The 14,497-nt window shown below is 52.0% G+C and carries 16 protein-coding genes; 7 read left to right on the top strand and 9 right to left on the bottom strand.

All coding sequences use genetic code 11. The annotated features are described in order from the left end of the window. Positions 1-149: 149 nt before the first annotated feature. Complete coding sequence (locus AArcSt2_RS05485) at positions 150-2,375, bottom strand: CDC48 family AAA ATPase (protein ID WP_250583364.1); 2,226 nt, start codon at positions 2,373-2,375, stop codon at positions 150-152. A gap of 370 nt (positions 2,376-2,745) precedes the next feature. Beyond that, a complete protein-coding gene (locus AArcSt2_RS05480; protein WP_484549542.1) occupies positions 2,746-3,537 on the bottom strand; it encodes a helix-turn-helix transcriptional regulator in 792 nt (263 codons plus the stop codon). A gap of 103 nt (positions 3,538-3,640) precedes the next feature. On the opposite strand from AArcSt2_RS05480, the gene larC reads away from it, so the two are divergent. Beyond that, positions 3,641-5,026 (top strand): nickel pincer cofactor biosynthesis protein LarC, encoded by a 1,386-nt coding sequence (gene larC, locus AArcSt2_RS05475; protein ID WP_250583362.1) that lies wholly within the window; start codon positions 3,641-3,643, stop codon positions 5,024-5,026. A gap of 16 nt (positions 5,027-5,042) precedes the next feature. Here larC and AArcSt2_RS05470 read toward each other — a convergent pair whose 3' ends face one another. After that, positions 5,043-5,789, bottom strand: a complete 747-nt coding sequence (locus tag AArcSt2_RS05470; protein ID WP_250583361.1) for a hypothetical protein — start codon at positions 5,787-5,789, stop codon at positions 5,043-5,045. A gap of 97 nt (positions 5,790-5,886) precedes the next feature. On the opposite strand from AArcSt2_RS05470, the gene radB reads away from it, so the two are divergent. Beyond that, on the top strand, positions 5,887-6,585 hold the full coding sequence (radB, locus tag AArcSt2_RS05465) for a DNA repair and recombination protein RadB (RefSeq protein WP_250583360.1): 699 nt from the start codon (positions 5,887-5,889) through the stop codon (positions 6,583-6,585). Positions 6,586-6,590: 5 nt separating this feature from the next. On the opposite strand, the gene AArcSt2_RS05460 is transcribed toward radB, so the two are convergent. Together AArcSt2_RS05460 and AArcSt2_RS05455 are read right to left on the bottom strand one after the other, a co-directional pair. Further along, positions 6,591-7,730: a CBS domain-containing protein gene (locus tag AArcSt2_RS05460; protein WP_250583359.1), complete on the bottom strand. Its 1,140-nt coding sequence runs from the start codon at positions 7,728-7,730 to the stop codon at positions 6,591-6,593. 134 nt (positions 7,731-7,864) lie between these two features. Then, complete coding sequence (locus AArcSt2_RS05455) at positions 7,865-8,257, bottom strand: DUF7344 domain-containing protein (RefSeq protein WP_250583358.1); 393 nt, start codon at positions 8,255-8,257, stop codon at positions 7,865-7,867. 114 nt (positions 8,258-8,371) lie between these two features. Between AArcSt2_RS05455 and AArcSt2_RS05450 the strand changes: the two genes are divergently transcribed. Then, on the top strand, positions 8,372-9,025 hold the full coding sequence (locus AArcSt2_RS05450; protein WP_174654376.1) for a DUF1405 domain-containing protein: 654 nt from the start codon (positions 8,372-8,374) through the stop codon (positions 9,023-9,025). 50 nt (positions 9,026-9,075) lie between these two features. After that, complete coding sequence (locus AArcSt2_RS05445; protein WP_174654375.1) at positions 9,076-9,732, top strand: ArsR/SmtB family transcription factor; 657 nt, start codon at positions 9,076-9,078, stop codon at positions 9,730-9,732. Between the two features lie 7 nt (positions 9,733-9,739). Here the strand turns inward: AArcSt2_RS05445 and AArcSt2_RS05440 are convergent, their stop codons facing one another. Together AArcSt2_RS05440 and AArcSt2_RS05435 are read right to left on the bottom strand one after the other, a co-directional pair. Next, positions 9,740-10,303, bottom strand: a complete 564-nt coding sequence (locus tag AArcSt2_RS05440) for a PH domain-containing protein (protein WP_250583357.1) — start codon at positions 10,301-10,303, stop codon at positions 9,740-9,742. A gap of 53 nt (positions 10,304-10,356) precedes the next feature. Continuing rightward, complete coding sequence (locus AArcSt2_RS05435; protein ID WP_174654372.1) at positions 10,357-10,878, bottom strand: hypothetical protein; 522 nt, start codon at positions 10,876-10,878, stop codon at positions 10,357-10,359. Between the two features lie 88 nt (positions 10,879-10,966). On the opposite strand from AArcSt2_RS05435, the gene gatD reads away from it, so the two are divergent. The 3 genes from gatD to AArcSt2_RS05420 are packed head-to-tail and all read left to right on the top strand — an operon-like array spanning position 10,967 to position 13,600. Then, a complete protein-coding gene (gene gatD, locus AArcSt2_RS05430) occupies positions 10,967-12,280 on the top strand; it encodes a Glu-tRNA(Gln) amidotransferase subunit GatD (protein WP_250583356.1) in 1,314 nt (437 codons plus the stop codon). Further along, positions 12,277-13,251 carry a GNAT family N-acetyltransferase gene (locus AArcSt2_RS05425; protein WP_250583355.1) on the top strand — a complete coding sequence of 325 codons (975 nt, stop codon included), beginning with the start codon at positions 12,277-12,279 and terminating at the stop codon, positions 13,249-13,251. The genes gatD and AArcSt2_RS05425 overlap by 4 nt, the downstream gene beginning before the upstream one ends. A gap of 58 nt (positions 13,252-13,309) precedes the next feature. Then, complete coding sequence (locus AArcSt2_RS05420; protein ID WP_174654369.1) at positions 13,310-13,600, top strand: hypothetical protein; 291 nt, start codon at positions 13,310-13,312, stop codon at positions 13,598-13,600. Between the two features lie 7 nt (positions 13,601-13,607). Here AArcSt2_RS05420 and AArcSt2_RS05415 read toward each other — a convergent pair whose 3' ends face one another. Together AArcSt2_RS05415 and AArcSt2_RS05410 are read right to left on the bottom strand one after the other, a co-directional pair. Continuing rightward, entirely contained in the window at positions 13,608-14,051 is a 444-nt protein-coding gene (locus tag AArcSt2_RS05415; RefSeq protein WP_250583354.1) for a universal stress protein, read from the bottom strand. Positions 14,052-14,098: 47 nt separating this feature from the next. Then, positions 14,099-14,494: a DUF7975 family protein gene (locus tag AArcSt2_RS05410; protein ID WP_250583353.1), complete on the bottom strand. Its 396-nt coding sequence runs from the start codon at positions 14,492-14,494 to the stop codon at positions 14,099-14,101. Positions 14,495-14,497: the final 3 nt, after the last annotated feature.

The raw sequence follows: 14,497 nt of genomic DNA, 5'->3' as shown, positions 1-14,497 counted from the left end.
CGGCAATAAATATACATGTGTGACTATCAGTGGATATTGAGGGTTTACTTGCCTGCTTTTGGTACACAACCTACAATCTCCGTACCGAAATCATACTCCGATTTCATATAAAGAGCCAACACCGGTCGAAGTGTAATTCCGATGCGACGCTACTGGAACCCGATACGTCCGTCGCGCTGTTCGCGGAATCGATCGCTGCCGCCACCTTTGAACTGCTGTTCGATATCCTCGTAGTAGGACATAATATCCTCGTTGATCGTTGGACGCACCGACTCCATTGCCTTTCGGAAGTGTCGCATCTCGACTTCCTCGGCATCGTCGGTCTCTCTCAGCGCCTCAATTGCGGCTTCACGAGCGATCGACTCAAGATCGGAGCCGACGTAGCCATCGGTTATCTCCGCGATCTCTCGAAGGCTCACATCCGCTGCAAGCGGTGTGTTTCCGGTGTGGATTCGGAGAATCTGCTCTCTGCCTTCCTCGTCGGGTTGGCCGATCATGACAAGTCGATCGAACCGACCCGATCGGATCAGTGCTGGGTCGATCATGTCTGGACGGTTTGTCGCACCGATGACCATCACATTGCCCATCTCTTCGAGCCCATCAAGCTCAGTCAGAAGCTGGTTCACAACGCGCTCTGACACATTGTTGCCCATCTCTTGGCCACGAGCGGGTGCAAGGCTGTCCAGCTCATCAAAGAAGATGATTGTTGGACTCACTTGCCGTGCCTTTCGGAACGTCTGTCGGATTGCCTTCTCGGATTCTCCGACCCATTTCGAAAGCAGTTGTGGACCACGAACGGAAATGAAGTTCGCATTTGTCTCGCTTGCAACCGCTTTTGCCATGAGCGTCTTTCCGGTCCCTGGCGGGCCGTAGAGGAGCACACCTTTCGGTGCGTCAATACCCATCCGATCGAATTTTTCGGGATTTGTCAGCGGCCACTCGACGCTTTCTTTGACTTTTTGTTTCGGATCCGTGAGACCGCCAACGTCGTCCCATGTGATTTTTGGGAGTTCGACAAGCACCTCTCGCATTGCGGATGGCTCGACTTCTGAAAGCGCACCGGTGAAGTCCTGCCGCTTGACAATCATCCGATCAATGAGGCTTGGTGGGATATCCTCCTCATCAAGGTCGATCTCTGGGAGATATCGGCGAAGTGCCTTCATGGCCGCTTCTTTGGTCAAACTCTCGATGTCTGCACCAACGAAGCCATGTGTCTCATCTGCGAGGTGATCGAGCGACACATCATCCGAAAGCGGCATACCTCGGGTGTGGATCTGGAGCACTTCCTTTCGTCCAACTTCGTCGGGAACACCGATCTCAATCTCACGATCGAATCGACCCGGACGACGCAGTGCTGGATCAACCGAATCCACTCGGTTTGTTGCTGCAATGACGATCACTTGACCACGGGCCTCGAGGCCGTCCATCATTGTGAGCAGTTGGGCGACAACACGCCGCTCAACTTCACCAGTCACATCTTCGCGTTTTGGGGCGATCGAATCCAATTCATCGATAAAGATGATCGCTGGTGACTCGTCTTTCGCATCTTCGAAGATCTCTCGGAGCTGTTGCTCTGATTCACCGTAGTATTTTGAGATGATCTCCGGGCCAGCAATAGAGAAGAAACTTGCAGAGGTCTCGTTGGCGACTGCTTTTGCGAGCAGTGTTTTTCCGGTTCCAGGCGGTCCGTGAAGCAACACACCTTGCGGCGGCTCAATGCCGAGCTTTTTGAAGATCTGCGGATGCTTCATCGGCAGCTCAACCATCTCACGAACGCGTTGGATCTCGTTTTCGAGGCCACCGATATCTTCGTAGGTTATGCCACCACCTGTTTTTTCGAATCCACTGATTGGTTCCTCACGGAGTTCGACATCCGTATCCTCAGTGATCAGACAAACCCCTTCGGGCTCAGTTTCCACTGCAATCAACGGAATTGCCTGTCCTGGCGATCGCATAAACGGATGATTTGTCGAACTCATCACCGGGACGATGTCGCGTTGGACGACAGGCCGTTTGAGGATCTGTCGTTTCACCATACCGGCTGCATCAGAGCCGAACTGGACGCTTGCCTCCTCCGGTGGAGCAAGCACAAGCCGCTCGGCTTTTTCCGCCTCTGCCTTCCGAATTGTCACTCGTTCGCCAATTCCAACGTCTGCATTCTGTCGAGTGAATCCGTCAATTCGGACGGTATCTGTATTCCAATCCTGTCTATCTGCACGCCAAACCTTGGCAGCAGTGAGTTCTGCACCTTCAATCTCAATAATATCCCCTGGAGAGAGCTTTAGATGCAGCAGTGTGTCGGGGTCTAAACGGGCGATTCCACGCCCCGAATCGTTCGGGTACGCCTTCGCCACTTCAAGTTGCACTTCGTTCATTGTTGGCTCGTAGCGGGTACAGAAAACTCCGTCTGGTTTGGAGATAAGTCCTTTGTTCGCCTAAATTGATATGTTTGCGTCTGTATGAGAGCCTGCATTGTCACCATGTGACATGGTACGGTGACGATGGTACTAATGGTTGACGGAAATACGAGTACTTGAGACAAAAACAACGCAGGGCATGCGTTGTGCTGACTGGGCAGTGTGTAACCGCAACTGAGACATGGGCGGCGTTATTTATTGCAGTAGGAGGGCCGCCAGTGGGGATCAACTATCTCAATTACGGCTGCGTTAGTAACAAGAGAGACAAACATAATAAAGTCATCTTGCGTCGTCACGACATGGTCTGTCTTTTTGACACGGGCTGTCACTATACCTCATTATTTATCGGCGTGGTGATTTTCTCGCTGTCGTTTTTATACTCCGCAAAGACATCTTCCGCCCACTCTCGGACAACCGGTGTGTTTGATTCTATTAATGCCCGCAGAGAGTTATTGTGATCGTACGCTCCGATAGCAACCATATTTTCTGTTATCAACAATCCAAATGAGAGCGGTAAGTCACAGACATACACTTCAACCCTCCCTGTGTCGAGTACTTCTTGGAACTGTTCAGTATCTGCGTTTCGGATTGCATCGAATACCGAATGGGGGAGCACAGTCTCAGCAGTAATCTCCTCATCGGTAATCCGCTCGTAGTAGGAATCATTGTAAAATGGTGAATTAATCGGTGCAATCGTCTTAATTTCGTCAGCTAGATCGATTAGCGAAAGTGTCCGCTCCAGTGGCTGGTACGGCGAGTGTGGCTGTTGGACGGTCACTGTTGCATCTTCAAATTCGATCGGATCAAGCGAACACACTGCGTCTGGGAACCACTCAAAAAACGTCTGCAGCTCAAGGAGTGTCTCTGTTTGTTGTAAAAACGTATCCAGCCGTGTCGCAAATGCACTTCCAGTGCTGGTGACGGCGTACTCGTGCCCACATCTGTTTACCCACCCCTCTTCAATAAGTCCATCAACTGCTCGTCGAACGGTTCGCCCCGACGCGGATATCTCTAGCTCGAGCGTCTCTAGGTCTTTCGCTCCATCGTTGAGCGATAGTAACACCTGCACTCTGGACGTTGATCGTGTTATATACTCGACTGTGCTTACCGCGTTCTCCATACGAACCCGACTGTCGTTCGCGCGAGCACGAACATAAGTGTATCACTCTGTGATTCGGATTCGAGATGTAGACTATTTTACGATCCGCCGGCTACTGTCGATTATGAACACACTGGTATTTGATGGCCGGAGCGGTGCAAGCGGTGATATGCTTCTTGCAGCGCTCATTGCAGTGGGGGCTGACCGATCGGCTCTCTCACCGATCGAAGACGCACTTAATCTCTCGTTCTCGGTGGACACCACCGTAAAAAATGGAATTGATTCAACGACGGTCTCTGTGCTTCTCGACGGAGAATCCCACGACACGGACAGTCCAACTAGCCACACCAACAGCCACGAACCGCATGATGAGCACGACCATAGTCATGATCACAGCCATAGCCATGATCATTCTCATGTTGGCCACGCGCACGAGCAGGCACATCCCAGCGACGAAACGGACCCTGGGCATACTCATACACATACGCATGGCGATAATACGCCTGCAGAGGGCCACGGTCCACATCGAAGCTATACAGAAGTCATCAGTATCGTTGAGTCGATGGACCTCCCGAAACCAGTCATCAACAATGCAAAAGGTGCATTCAGGCGGTTAGGCGAGGCAGAAGCAAAAATTCACGGCGAGTCGCTCGATTCAATACACTTCCATGAAGTTGGCGCAGACGATGCGATCGCAGACATCACTGGAACGATGGCCCTCCTCTTTGAACTGAATCCAGACCGCGTCGTCACAACACCGATCGCTGTTGGTGGCGGTGACATTGAAATGAGCCATGGAATCTATCCGATTCCAGCACCGGCTGTCGCGGAGATTGCGACCGATGCAGCGTGGTCGATCCAAGGGGGGCCGATCGAGGCTGAACTGTGTACACCAACTGCAGCCGCAATCCTTGCGGAGATCGCAGATGGTGTCGACTATTTCCCAACACTCAACACGACACACAGTGGCTACGGCGCGGGGAAAAAAACGTTTCCGCACCACCCAAACGTCCTCCGGGCAACGGTCGGGACAAGTGGTGATCGACTCCCACGAGAACGGATCTCTGTCTTGGAAACCAATCTTGATGACGCGACTCCGGAGACCCTTGGGGGGCTACAACAGACGCTCAAAAAGGTAGGAGCACGGGATGTTTCGATCGTCCCGGTGACAATGAAAAAATCTCGTCCAGGGCACCTGGTGAAAGTTATTGTTCGACCTGAAGATGCAGAACGGGTTGCATATACTCTTGCCACAGAAACGGGGACGCTCGGCATTCGAGAGCATGGTGCAGGCCATCGGTGGACGGCACACCGATCATTTGAGACCGTTTCGCTCGAACACGACGGCGAAACGTACGAAGTCGCAGTGAAAGTCGCGACAACGGGGTCCGGAGCACAGTACGATGTGAGCACAGAGTACGACGATGCAGCAGCGATGGCCGAAGCGACTGACATTCCGATTCGAGAAATTATGCGACGGGCCGAGTCAGTTGTCCACGATCGCTCTTGAAGCAGTGAGTAGCGTTTCACGACCCTCTTTGATTTTCGTGTTCGGATAGCGCCTCCTCGATCGTCAACGCTCCGACTGCAACGTCATGTGCAAGCGATGCAGAGATTGTCCGATCGCCACCGGACCGAACTCTGGACTCATTTTGGATTCGCTGGAGTTCGCCTGCGGTCGGCTCGATGACTCTGGTTGTAATCTGTTCCCCCTCAATCTGTGCAATATTTGTCGCTGCAAGAATGTCACCTGCTCCCCGCGCTCCAGCCCCAAGGTATGGTGTGGTTCCTGTTTCGTCGACAAGTTCGATCGTCACATCAGTTAACTCGTTGATAATTCGTGCTCCGTGTAGCCGTGCACCATCACCAATACGAACGAGTGGATTCTCCGTATCCGCAACTTCACGAGCAATTACCGATACCGCTTCGGTCACCGGAACCTGAAACGCTGCAACGACGGTGTCTCCTGACATGACAACGATCCCTGGCCGTGGCCCTGGATCAACGCCGACGATGAGCCGATCGTCTCCGGTACGAAGGATCGTGAGTACGTCCTCGATCGCAGGCCGAATGTCATCCGGATCAGCGTACACCTGCTCAATATCGGTTTGGCCGTTGATATCGATCGGGTCAGTCTCTGCAGTGAGCACTACCGTGGTCCCCTTTGGAAGCGTCTCACCTGGTGTTACGGTCGTGAAACTGACACCTCTATCTCGGAGCGCATTCACCGCTTCGTGATAGAGCCGAAAATCATTCGTTGCGACGACAATCACTACCCGCTTGTAGTCACTCAACCGAAAAAACGCTGCGGTCCCGGCGTACTCAAGCGTAATCGGGGTGCTTTTGCAAGCGCCATAATAACTATTCTCCATGAATGCACCAGTCTCGACCGGGTGTGCAGCCCTTGATGAGCTACTGGGTGGGGGATTTGAACGTGGGACCGTCTCACAGATTTATGGACAGCCTGCAGCGGGGAAAACAAATCTTGCACTCTCTGCTGCAGTCTCTGTCGCGGCTGCGGGCAATCGCGCACTCTACATTGATACAGAAGGGCTATCTGCTGATCGATTTCAACAGTTGATTGAGGGACAAACTGATGAACCAGTTGAGGAGGTTGCGTCTCGGCTTATTATTTCGGAAGCACTCTCGTTTGATGAGCAAGCAGAAGCCGTTCGTGATGCCGAAGAGTTTGTTGAGTCGATCGAACTCATTATACTCGATAGTGCAACCGGATTCTATCGGCTTCAACGAACGGATGATAAAACTGGTGGTGAAGCACTCAGATCGGTCGCCCGACAGATCACTCACTTGCTCTCGTTAGCCAGAAAACATGATATCGCCGTTGTGATTACGAATCAGGTGTTCTCTGACCCTGACAGTGACAGTGACCGAGCACGTGCACTTGGTGGCCATACGCTTGAACACTGGACCGGCGTTGTTCTTCGACTCGATCGCTTTCGTGGGGGCAACAGACGTGCAACACTAGAAAAACACAGAGCAAAGGCAGCTGGTGACTCAGTGACGTTCCAAATCACCGACACTGGGTTGACTGCAACTGATATCGGATAGTCGTGTTACAATTCGCCAAGCTTACGGAGTAGTTGCCCGCGGTACTTTTCATCCGCATTGATGCCTTTCATCTCTAGAACGTTTCGCTCAAGTTTATCAAGTGCAACGTGGAATGCGTGGTCTGCACCGTACCCCTCACCGGAGCCTGCAACCTGGCCATGGCTTGTTCGAAGACGGATCTGACACTGAATCAACGGTGTTCCACGGAGTTTCTCTTTATGTTCGTGGAATCGGACATGTGCGTGGTGTACATCCATCTGCTTGTACTTGTCCACAACCTGGGTGATCGAATCTGTGATCTCTCCTCGGCTGATTGTATCAATCAGATCCACATTCGTGATCTGGACGTCCATCTGTGACTCTTCAGTGAAGGTCAATGCCCTCATGATGTCCGTTTTTGTCATAACACCGAGAACCGTCTCAGCGTCATCCGGCGTCACAATGAGGCCTGCAATATCGTTTTCCAGCATTCGCTTGACTGCATCTTTCACTGACTCACTTGGTGTGGTCGTCAAGACTGGGCTTGTTGTGAGATTGTAGACTGGCAGATCAAGCATTCGATCGATGTCACCGCTCCGATCGCCTTTCTCTTGTCGATTTTGATCACGAACGACAAAATCAACAATATCGTGTGTTGTTAATACACCAGTTAATTTTCCATTACCATCCGTCACTGGGAGCCTCGAAACACCGTGTTCACGGAGGCGGTTGATTGCTTGCCCGATTCGAGATTGATCAGTAATCGTGAGTGGGTCTCCAGAGTAGACCTGTTCGACATCCAAAACATCCAGATTGTCAAGCACAGCGTTGAGAATTGCATCAGTAGTAATGATACCGACAAGTTTCTCACCAGCGTAGACAGGGGCAATTCGGACATCTCCTTCTGTGAGGAGCCGCGCAACCTCTCGGATGTTTTCACGCTCGTCAATCCGTGGTGCAGACTTCATCAAGACACTTGCCTTGGTGTCGTGTTCAATGCGTGATTTGACAAGTTCGGACTCACCGATCACACCTGCATATTCACCGTCTTCCATAACGATGATACCTTTCGGATTCTTCGACTCAAACAGAGAGCGGACTTTGCCGAGACGCTCGTCAGCGTCTACTTCGACGAACTCCTGCACAACAATATCGGTTATATCCATAGTCCAATGATAACATACTACATCCTACATCTTGAACCTTGTCTCTATTTTCGGTCGGGCCGCCCGATAACTTTTTGACGATAATTCACCAACTACTACGGCTGAATTTCAAACAGAACGCTAACGTGCTTACCTCAGGCATTTCTCCGCTCACGCTCTAGTCGCTGACACCCATAGACAAGCGAATCCGGAAGCACGACTGCGTTTTGCTGCAGCAAGTTCATCACTATCTCTACCTGAGTAAAATTCGGTCCTCTCCACGCACGGTCTTTTTCCTCATCCCATTCAACAAATCCGTGTCGGGCAAGTAGTGGGAGATGTTGATGGTAGAGTTCAATAGTAAGCGTCTCTGCATCCGGGCCAATTGTTGGTGACATCGCTGCGAGTGGAAGCGATACACTGGCATCGCGGTCTGCATCGCTTAGTGATGCTACAAGCTGTCGACGAGGCTCTTCTGACAGTGCGGTGAAAACAGTATCCCACTGCTCAACAAGGTTTTTTGGAGTCTGTAACCGCCTCGGTTGCATGGTGTCAACCGCTTAGGATAATCTATTAAAAAAACTATGTGTCATTTTATTACCGTTGGTTGGCTGTCTTTTGACAGTAACCACTTTGAGAAAACGTATACAATACGATACACAATGGCTTCGCTTCGACGACCAATCTCTGAAAAATCTGCGGAATACTATCTCTCAAATGCACCAAGTTTGGTCGTCCTGCTGCTGCTTAATGCAATGGCGTTTCTCGTTGGTATCCTCTACTATGTTGAAACAATGCCCTCGGTTCCGACGTTTCTGTGGCCGCTGTATGCAGATTCTCCAACCGCGATTGCACTTGCCACACTGTCGCTTGCGACACTCCTTCCAAACCTCAACAATCGACTCCGCGATGCGCCTATCAACCTCCCGTTAGCGTACCTGCACACGTTTGCATTTGTCTGGTTGGTAAAGTATGGGCTCTGGACGTTCGTCGCGCTCAATCGCCGCGTTGATTTGTATATTGGGTTTGATATTGCCTCGCTGTACGCGTATTGGTTTATTCTATTCACGCATCTGCTCTTTGTTGTCCTCGCGTTTGTGATTCCACACTATGGGAAGACAACACGTGGTGCACTCATCACATCGCTTGGGCTGTTACTCGTGAACGACATTTTCGACTATGGATTTGGCTATCATCCACCGATTCGGTATGAACCGGGTCTATTCCTTGCGACAGCAACTGTTTCGCTCTCGATCGGCTCGGTGCTGCTTGCCAGTTGGATGTTCGATCGGCTTGAGCAGCCATCAAAAATATAACAGTTTCGTGGTAGACAAGGTTTTCAAGTCCAAAGACTTACCTCCGGTTAATGGACTCTGCGGTACTGTTAGATCTCCTTGGCAATGAGAACCGCCGGCGGATTCTCCGGCTGTTGTCACACAAACCGTGTTACGTAACCGAGATCAGCGAGTACCTCGGTGTCAGTCCCAAAGCCGTTATTGACCACCTCAGAAAGCTTGAAGAGGCAGGCCTAATCGAGAGCCACACTGATGATCAGCGTCGAAAATACTTCCATATCTCTCGAAGCCTGCGACTTGAGGTCAATGTGTCGCCCTATGGCTTTGGTGCCAAAAGTGCGTATCCTGCCAGCTCATCGCTGGATATGTCCGGGCGATGTCCACATCTTTCGATTGACACAACGCCAAACGGAAACTCAGATTCGCTCTCGGAGTTAGCCAACGAGTTCAGCGAGCTCCAATCGCTTGAGAACGAACTGTCATTAGCACAGCGATGGGTACATGGGCGAATAACCGACCTTCTCGATCGACTCAACGACCAACTCGGCACAAACTCCGATAGTCGGTTCTATGCAGAGGTTCTTGCAGCGATCGACGGCACTGACGGTCGAACGGATGCAATAACACAACAAGTGAATGCACCCGCACACGTTGTGGAGGGTGCGTTGACTCGACTCAAAGAATTAGGTGTTATTACTGACAGAGCAAACAGATGGGAGATTCGATGATACGACGTTATTTTGTCAGCGTATAGTGACGCGATCGTGATTCGTTGCTCAGCAACTCTGTCAGAATCCGATTGACGCGAGCTGGTGCTGGCACATGATCAAGCGTGATATCCTCCGTGCTTGTTCCAGCAGTGTAGATTCGTACGTTGCCGTAGTTGAGCGATCGCTCAATAACTGACTGGTTGTATGCCGTGTTCTGCACCCGATCGAGCCGGACCTGTGTCACATCTCGTGAAATCAATCCGTGTTTGACGTATATCTCCTCATCAGTGATCACATACAACAGCCGAAGCCAATTCAAATAGACACCAAGTGCGATCGACACGCCAACAGCGGAGATCAAAAGCGGCGCAAATCCGAATACATCGGGTGCAATTGATTCAACAGCAACGGGTCTGAACCACCACGTAATAAATATTCCCGCCGCTGCAAGGAGTATTCCACCGGCAATGACGGGTGCAATTGTGTATCGAGATGGACGGCCGCTCCACTTGACCTGCTCACCGTCTGTGAGATGGAGCCAGTCGGCATCTTCGACGTTCTCCCATGGATTTGGGAGGCTCAGAGACATACCGAAAGAGAGGGACGTTCAGTACGTAGTTAGTTTTCAGATACAGTGAACAGTCAGTTTTTCGAGGGAATTTCATCGGTCAATCCTGATCGAAGGTCGCGCCCGAAGTAGTGTCCAACAACTGCCGTGAGCCCACCGATAGCAGCTCCAAGCGCAGAAAACCCGATACCGTACTGCTGCAGGAAGTCTAATCCAACGGGTAAGACGCCAACGGAGAGCAGTCCGATCGCAAACGAGAGTGCAACCACACCTGCACCAGCCACACCAGTCTCAACGTATCGAGTGGTGTTTGTAACGGTTCCAAGCAAAAACGCAGCCAAAAAGACACCGCCGATTCGACCCAGTGCTCCAACAATCGGAATCATCCCGCCAAGAACGGCACCGGTTCCGATCAGTAACACAGACGCAAGCAGAAATTTCACCGAGAACCACGATCCGTCCATTCCAACGCGTGAGGACGTGCTTTGCTCCGTTGCGGTGTCTGCCTGCAAATCAGAGCCGATATCCGAAAGCGAATGAGGTGCAGTGCGCTCTTGGCTCTCGTCGGTAGTAGAGCGAGTATCTGAGCGTTGCATATCCTTCGTTGGAGACCAATGCTCTTGGCTGTTGTGCCACCCGGATCGAAAGGTTGGTTTCAAGTCTGCTGGCCGGAAACGGTAGCGTATGCAACCAGGCGATCGTATTCGCGTTACCCATGCGGATGTCACAAATGAAGGCGTACTGATGCCATCATCTGACAGCGACCATCTTGTGCTCAAAATCGACGGCGGATACAATATTGGTATCAGCCGTGAGGATGCAGATATTGACATTCTTGAGTCGGATGTATACGCGGTCGGTGAATCCGGCGATGGTAGCGATGATAGTGAAGTCTCTGAGATCACATTTGACGACGACCTCCCCACAATTTCGCTCATTTCAACCGGTGGAACAATTGCATCCACCGTTGACTACCGAACCGGTGCCGTAACCGCACAGTTTGATGCCGAAGATGTTCTTCGTGCGGTTCCAGAGCTAGCAGGCCGAGCCAACTATCGCGGCCGCGTCGTCGCAAATATCCTTTCGGAGAACATGGACCCCTCGATCTGGCAAGCGCTTGCAACAGCGGCGTACGAGGAGATCGAAGCCGGCGCAGATGGTGTTGTCGTCATGCACGGTACTGATACAATGCAGTACTCTGCGGCTGCGCTCTCATTCATGCTGGAGACGCCCGTTCCGATCGTCTTTACAGGCAGTCAGCGATCGGCCGATCGGCCATCCTCGGACAATGTAATGAATGCAATCTGTGCCGTCGAGGCCGCGAAATCGGACTGTGCGGAGGTGCTTGTCTGTATGCACGGCAGCGAGAATGACGACTACTGCGCATTACATCGTGGGACACGCGTCAGAAAGAACCACACCTCACGGCGAGATGCGTTTGAAACGATCGGGAACAAACCGCTCGGGACCGTGACTTACGAGACCGCCGCAAAAGCAGGTTCTCAGGGTGACGTTGCAACCGAGGGTATCGAGTTTGCTCGATCATATACGAAACGCGACGATGCAACGCTCACACTGAACAATGAGCTTGAGTCTGCTGTCGAGCTGGTTAAGTTCACGCCAGGGATGGACCCTGCTGCATGGGACTATCTTGATGGAAAAGCAGGCGTTGTAATAGAGGGAACGGGTCTGGGCCATGTTCATACGGATCTCATTCCACGCATTGAAGCGCTCATTACCGACGGCACAACCGTCGTCATGACAAGTCAGTGTTTGGAGGGTCGTGTCTGCGATCGTGTCTATGACACTGGCCGCGACTTGCTCGATGCAGGTGTTGTTGAAGCGGGTGACACGCTCCCGGGAACTGCCAAAGTCAAACTCATGTGGGCGCTCGCAAATCTCGATGGCGATAGTGTACGCGACCAATCTGCGATCGCAGCTGCAATGGGTGAGAGTCTCGCCGGTGAGATCACCGAGGAGTCACAACCGTGGCGATGACCGCATCAGAACCGACAATTACCGTTCGACAGGCCAAAGCGTCCGATGAGGATGCTGTTGTTGGCTTTACCACAGATACGTGGAGCGATCGGGAGGGTAATGATTATATTCCACGTGTGTTCTCCGAATGGATCGAAACCGACGGCGAGACACAGCGCACATTTGTCCTCGACGTGAACGATGGCGAAGACATTGCAGGAATCTGTCAAGCAGTGCTGCTTTCGGAGTACGAAGGCTGGGCACAGGGGCTTCGTGTCAACCCAACATACCGCGGAAGAGGCGTCTCAAAACAGCTCTCGAATGCGATGTTCAACTGGTGCCGAAGCCAGGGTGCAACTGTTGTCCGTGCAATGGTGTTTTCGTGGAACGTTGCAGGGTTAGGACAGTCCCGATCGGTCGGGTTTGAGCCGACGACAGAGTTCAGGTTCACACATCCCGAACCGAATGCCGACTCGGAACCCAAACTGACTGTTAAGCCGGACGCGACTGCTGCATGGTCGTTCTGGCAGGAGTCTGCAACCCGTGATGCGCTTCGAGGGATCGCCTTGGACGAGGTGGAGTCTTGGTCGTTGTCTGCACTCACGCGCGCGCAGCTTGTAGCAGCGGCTGATGAGGATCGGCTCTTGACAGTGTTTGATGGAAAGACAGTCGGGTTCACTTACCGAACCCGAACATTTGAGCAACAGACCAACAGCGACAGCGACAGCAACAGCAACAGTGGCAGTGACAGCGACACCGAAACATGGACCGAGTACGCCGTTGCAGCGTGGGAGAGCGAGTCTGCTGCTGAAGCAGTGTACCGTGCAATCGAAGCAGATGCAGCCTCGATCGGTGCCGATCGGACTCGGGTGTTGATACCTGAAAGCGCCCGATGGGTTGGCGATACTGCTGCGGCACGTGTCCCGATCGCAGATGAGCCTGATTTTGTGGTGTCTGCGAATCTCACCGACCCAACGATTGGCACACGATAACGCCTGTTGTCGCGGATCGCTACCCTCTTTTGAATTGGGTGAGAGAGTCAGATAACGAATGGAATTGGGTACTGTACTGGTGAGCGACCTGGCTGAGCTACTTGTCGTATCGACACCACTGCTTATTGATACGCTCCGGACATGGGCATACTTTATCGCGGTGTATGGAATCACGATCGCTGCATCGGTGTGGGTGTATCGAGATGCCCGCGAACGCGGGAAATCGCTTGGTTATGCCGCACTCTGGGGTATTTTCGGTGTTATTATTCCAGCAATCACACATATTGTGTATCTCTACACTCGAATGAAACAGGAAGGGTCGCTTACCGGCACTGCGGACAACAGCTGAGGATGTATTAGTTCGGATCGGTATCGACGTCAGTTGGAAGCACAACAACCGGGATATTTGCTTCTGCAACAAGTGTACTTCGGATACCTCCTGAGAGGAGATCGATCCACTTGTTCCCGCCACGGGATGTAAAAACGATCGCGCTTGCATCATATTCGTCTCCAGCCTCAATAATCGCCTCTGCAACATCAGTTCCATACAGCTGTTTTGTTTCTACGGTGAGCCCATCTTCGGTCGCCAACGAGCCAACGTGTTCGAATATCTCTTCACCCAACTCCCGCATACGCCCTAGTGGCGCTTTGTCAATTCCACCACCGGACTTTTGAATCACGTTGACAAAGAGTGGCACCGAATCAGCGGGCAACCGTGGCCGTAACCGTTCATACGTGAGTTTTGCATCTTCCGGGTTTGCTACTGGGACGATCGGTCGCGAAAGGAGTGTATCTGCCATTGTACTCGACTTTGTGTGCCACCCTCAAAGATGATTCCCTCTCTACATCAAATTGCAACAACCCACGCAGTGAAGGTGTCGTCATATCCGTACACTCGTTGGAATGCCGCATCCATGAACGAGGCAAGGCGGTTTGCATCCGATCGCGCTGAGATTCGAGCATGTGTTCCCTCCGCTTCGTCTGGGCTGTCAAGCGACTCAATTCGAAACTCAGGAAACTCGGACACCAGCGATTTGAGTCGATCGAGCTCTGCATCGGTACAGTCCATAGCGAACGTTTTTTCAGTGAACTGAATCCATGGAATGAGCTCCTCATCTGCGTCTGACGGTAATTCGCCCGGCTCAACCGTTAGAAATGGACTGTTCCGCTTTCGGTGTGCCGTGATTGCATCTGCAAACAGCTTCCGCCGTTCGGTTGGGGTCGCGGCATCAAAACGGGTCATGGT

It is taken from the genome of Natronocalculus amylovorans (assembly GCF_023638035.1).
In the GTDB taxonomy this organism is placed as follows: Archaea; Halobacteriota; Halobacteria; order Halobacteriales; family Haloferacaceae; genus Natronocalculus; species Natronocalculus amylovorans.
Note: the sequence above shows the minus strand (reverse complement) of the source record. Positions and strands in the feature narration are given on the sequence as shown.

Excerpts from the sequence above, each read along its gene's own strand:
- AArcSt2_RS05485 (WP_250583364.1), bottom strand. The coding sequence starts at position 2,375 with ATGAACGAAGTGCAACTTGAAGTGGCGAAGGCGTACCCGAACGATTCG.
- AArcSt2_RS05480 (WP_484549542.1), bottom strand. The coding sequence starts at position 3,537 with ATGGAGAACGCGGTAAGCACAGTCGAGTATATAACACGATCAACGTCC.
- larC (WP_250583362.1), top strand. The coding sequence starts at position 3,641 with ATGAACACACTGGTATTTGATGGCCGGAGCGGTGCAAGCGGTGATATG.
- radB (WP_250583360.1), top strand. The coding sequence starts at position 5,887 with ATGAATGCACCAGTCTCGACCGGGTGTGCAGCCCTTGATGAGCTACTG.
- AArcSt2_RS05460 (WP_250583359.1), bottom strand. The coding sequence starts at position 7,730 with ATGGATATAACCGATATTGTTGTGCAGGAGTTCGTCGAAGTAGACGCT.
- AArcSt2_RS05455 (WP_250583358.1), bottom strand. The coding sequence starts at position 8,257 with ATGCAACCGAGGCGGTTACAGACTCCAAAAAACCTTGTTGAGCAGTGG.
- AArcSt2_RS05450 (WP_174654376.1), top strand. The coding sequence starts at position 8,372 with ATGGCTTCGCTTCGACGACCAATCTCTGAAAAATCTGCGGAATACTAT.
- AArcSt2_RS05445 (WP_174654375.1), top strand. The coding sequence starts at position 9,076 with ATGGACTCTGCGGTACTGTTAGATCTCCTTGGCAATGAGAACCGCCGG.
- AArcSt2_RS05440 (WP_250583357.1), bottom strand. The coding sequence starts at position 10,303 with ATGTCTCTGAGCCTCCCAAATCCATGGGAGAACGTCGAAGATGCCGAC.
- AArcSt2_RS05435 (WP_174654372.1), bottom strand. The coding sequence starts at position 10,878 with ATGCAACGCTCAGATACTCGCTCTACTACCGACGAGAGCCAAGAGCGC.
- gatD (WP_250583356.1), top strand. The coding sequence starts at position 10,967 with ATGCAACCAGGCGATCGTATTCGCGTTACCCATGCGGATGTCACAAAT.
- AArcSt2_RS05425 (WP_250583355.1), top strand. The coding sequence starts at position 12,277 with ATGACCGCATCAGAACCGACAATTACCGTTCGACAGGCCAAAGCGTCC.
- AArcSt2_RS05420 (WP_174654369.1), top strand. The coding sequence starts at position 13,310 with ATGGAATTGGGTACTGTACTGGTGAGCGACCTGGCTGAGCTACTTGTC.
- AArcSt2_RS05415 (WP_250583354.1), bottom strand. The coding sequence starts at position 14,051 with ATGGCAGATACACTCCTTTCGCGACCGATCGTCCCAGTAGCAAACCCG.
- AArcSt2_RS05410 (WP_250583353.1), bottom strand. The coding sequence starts at position 14,494 with ATGACCCGTTTTGATGCCGCGACCCCAACCGAACGGCGGAAGCTGTTT.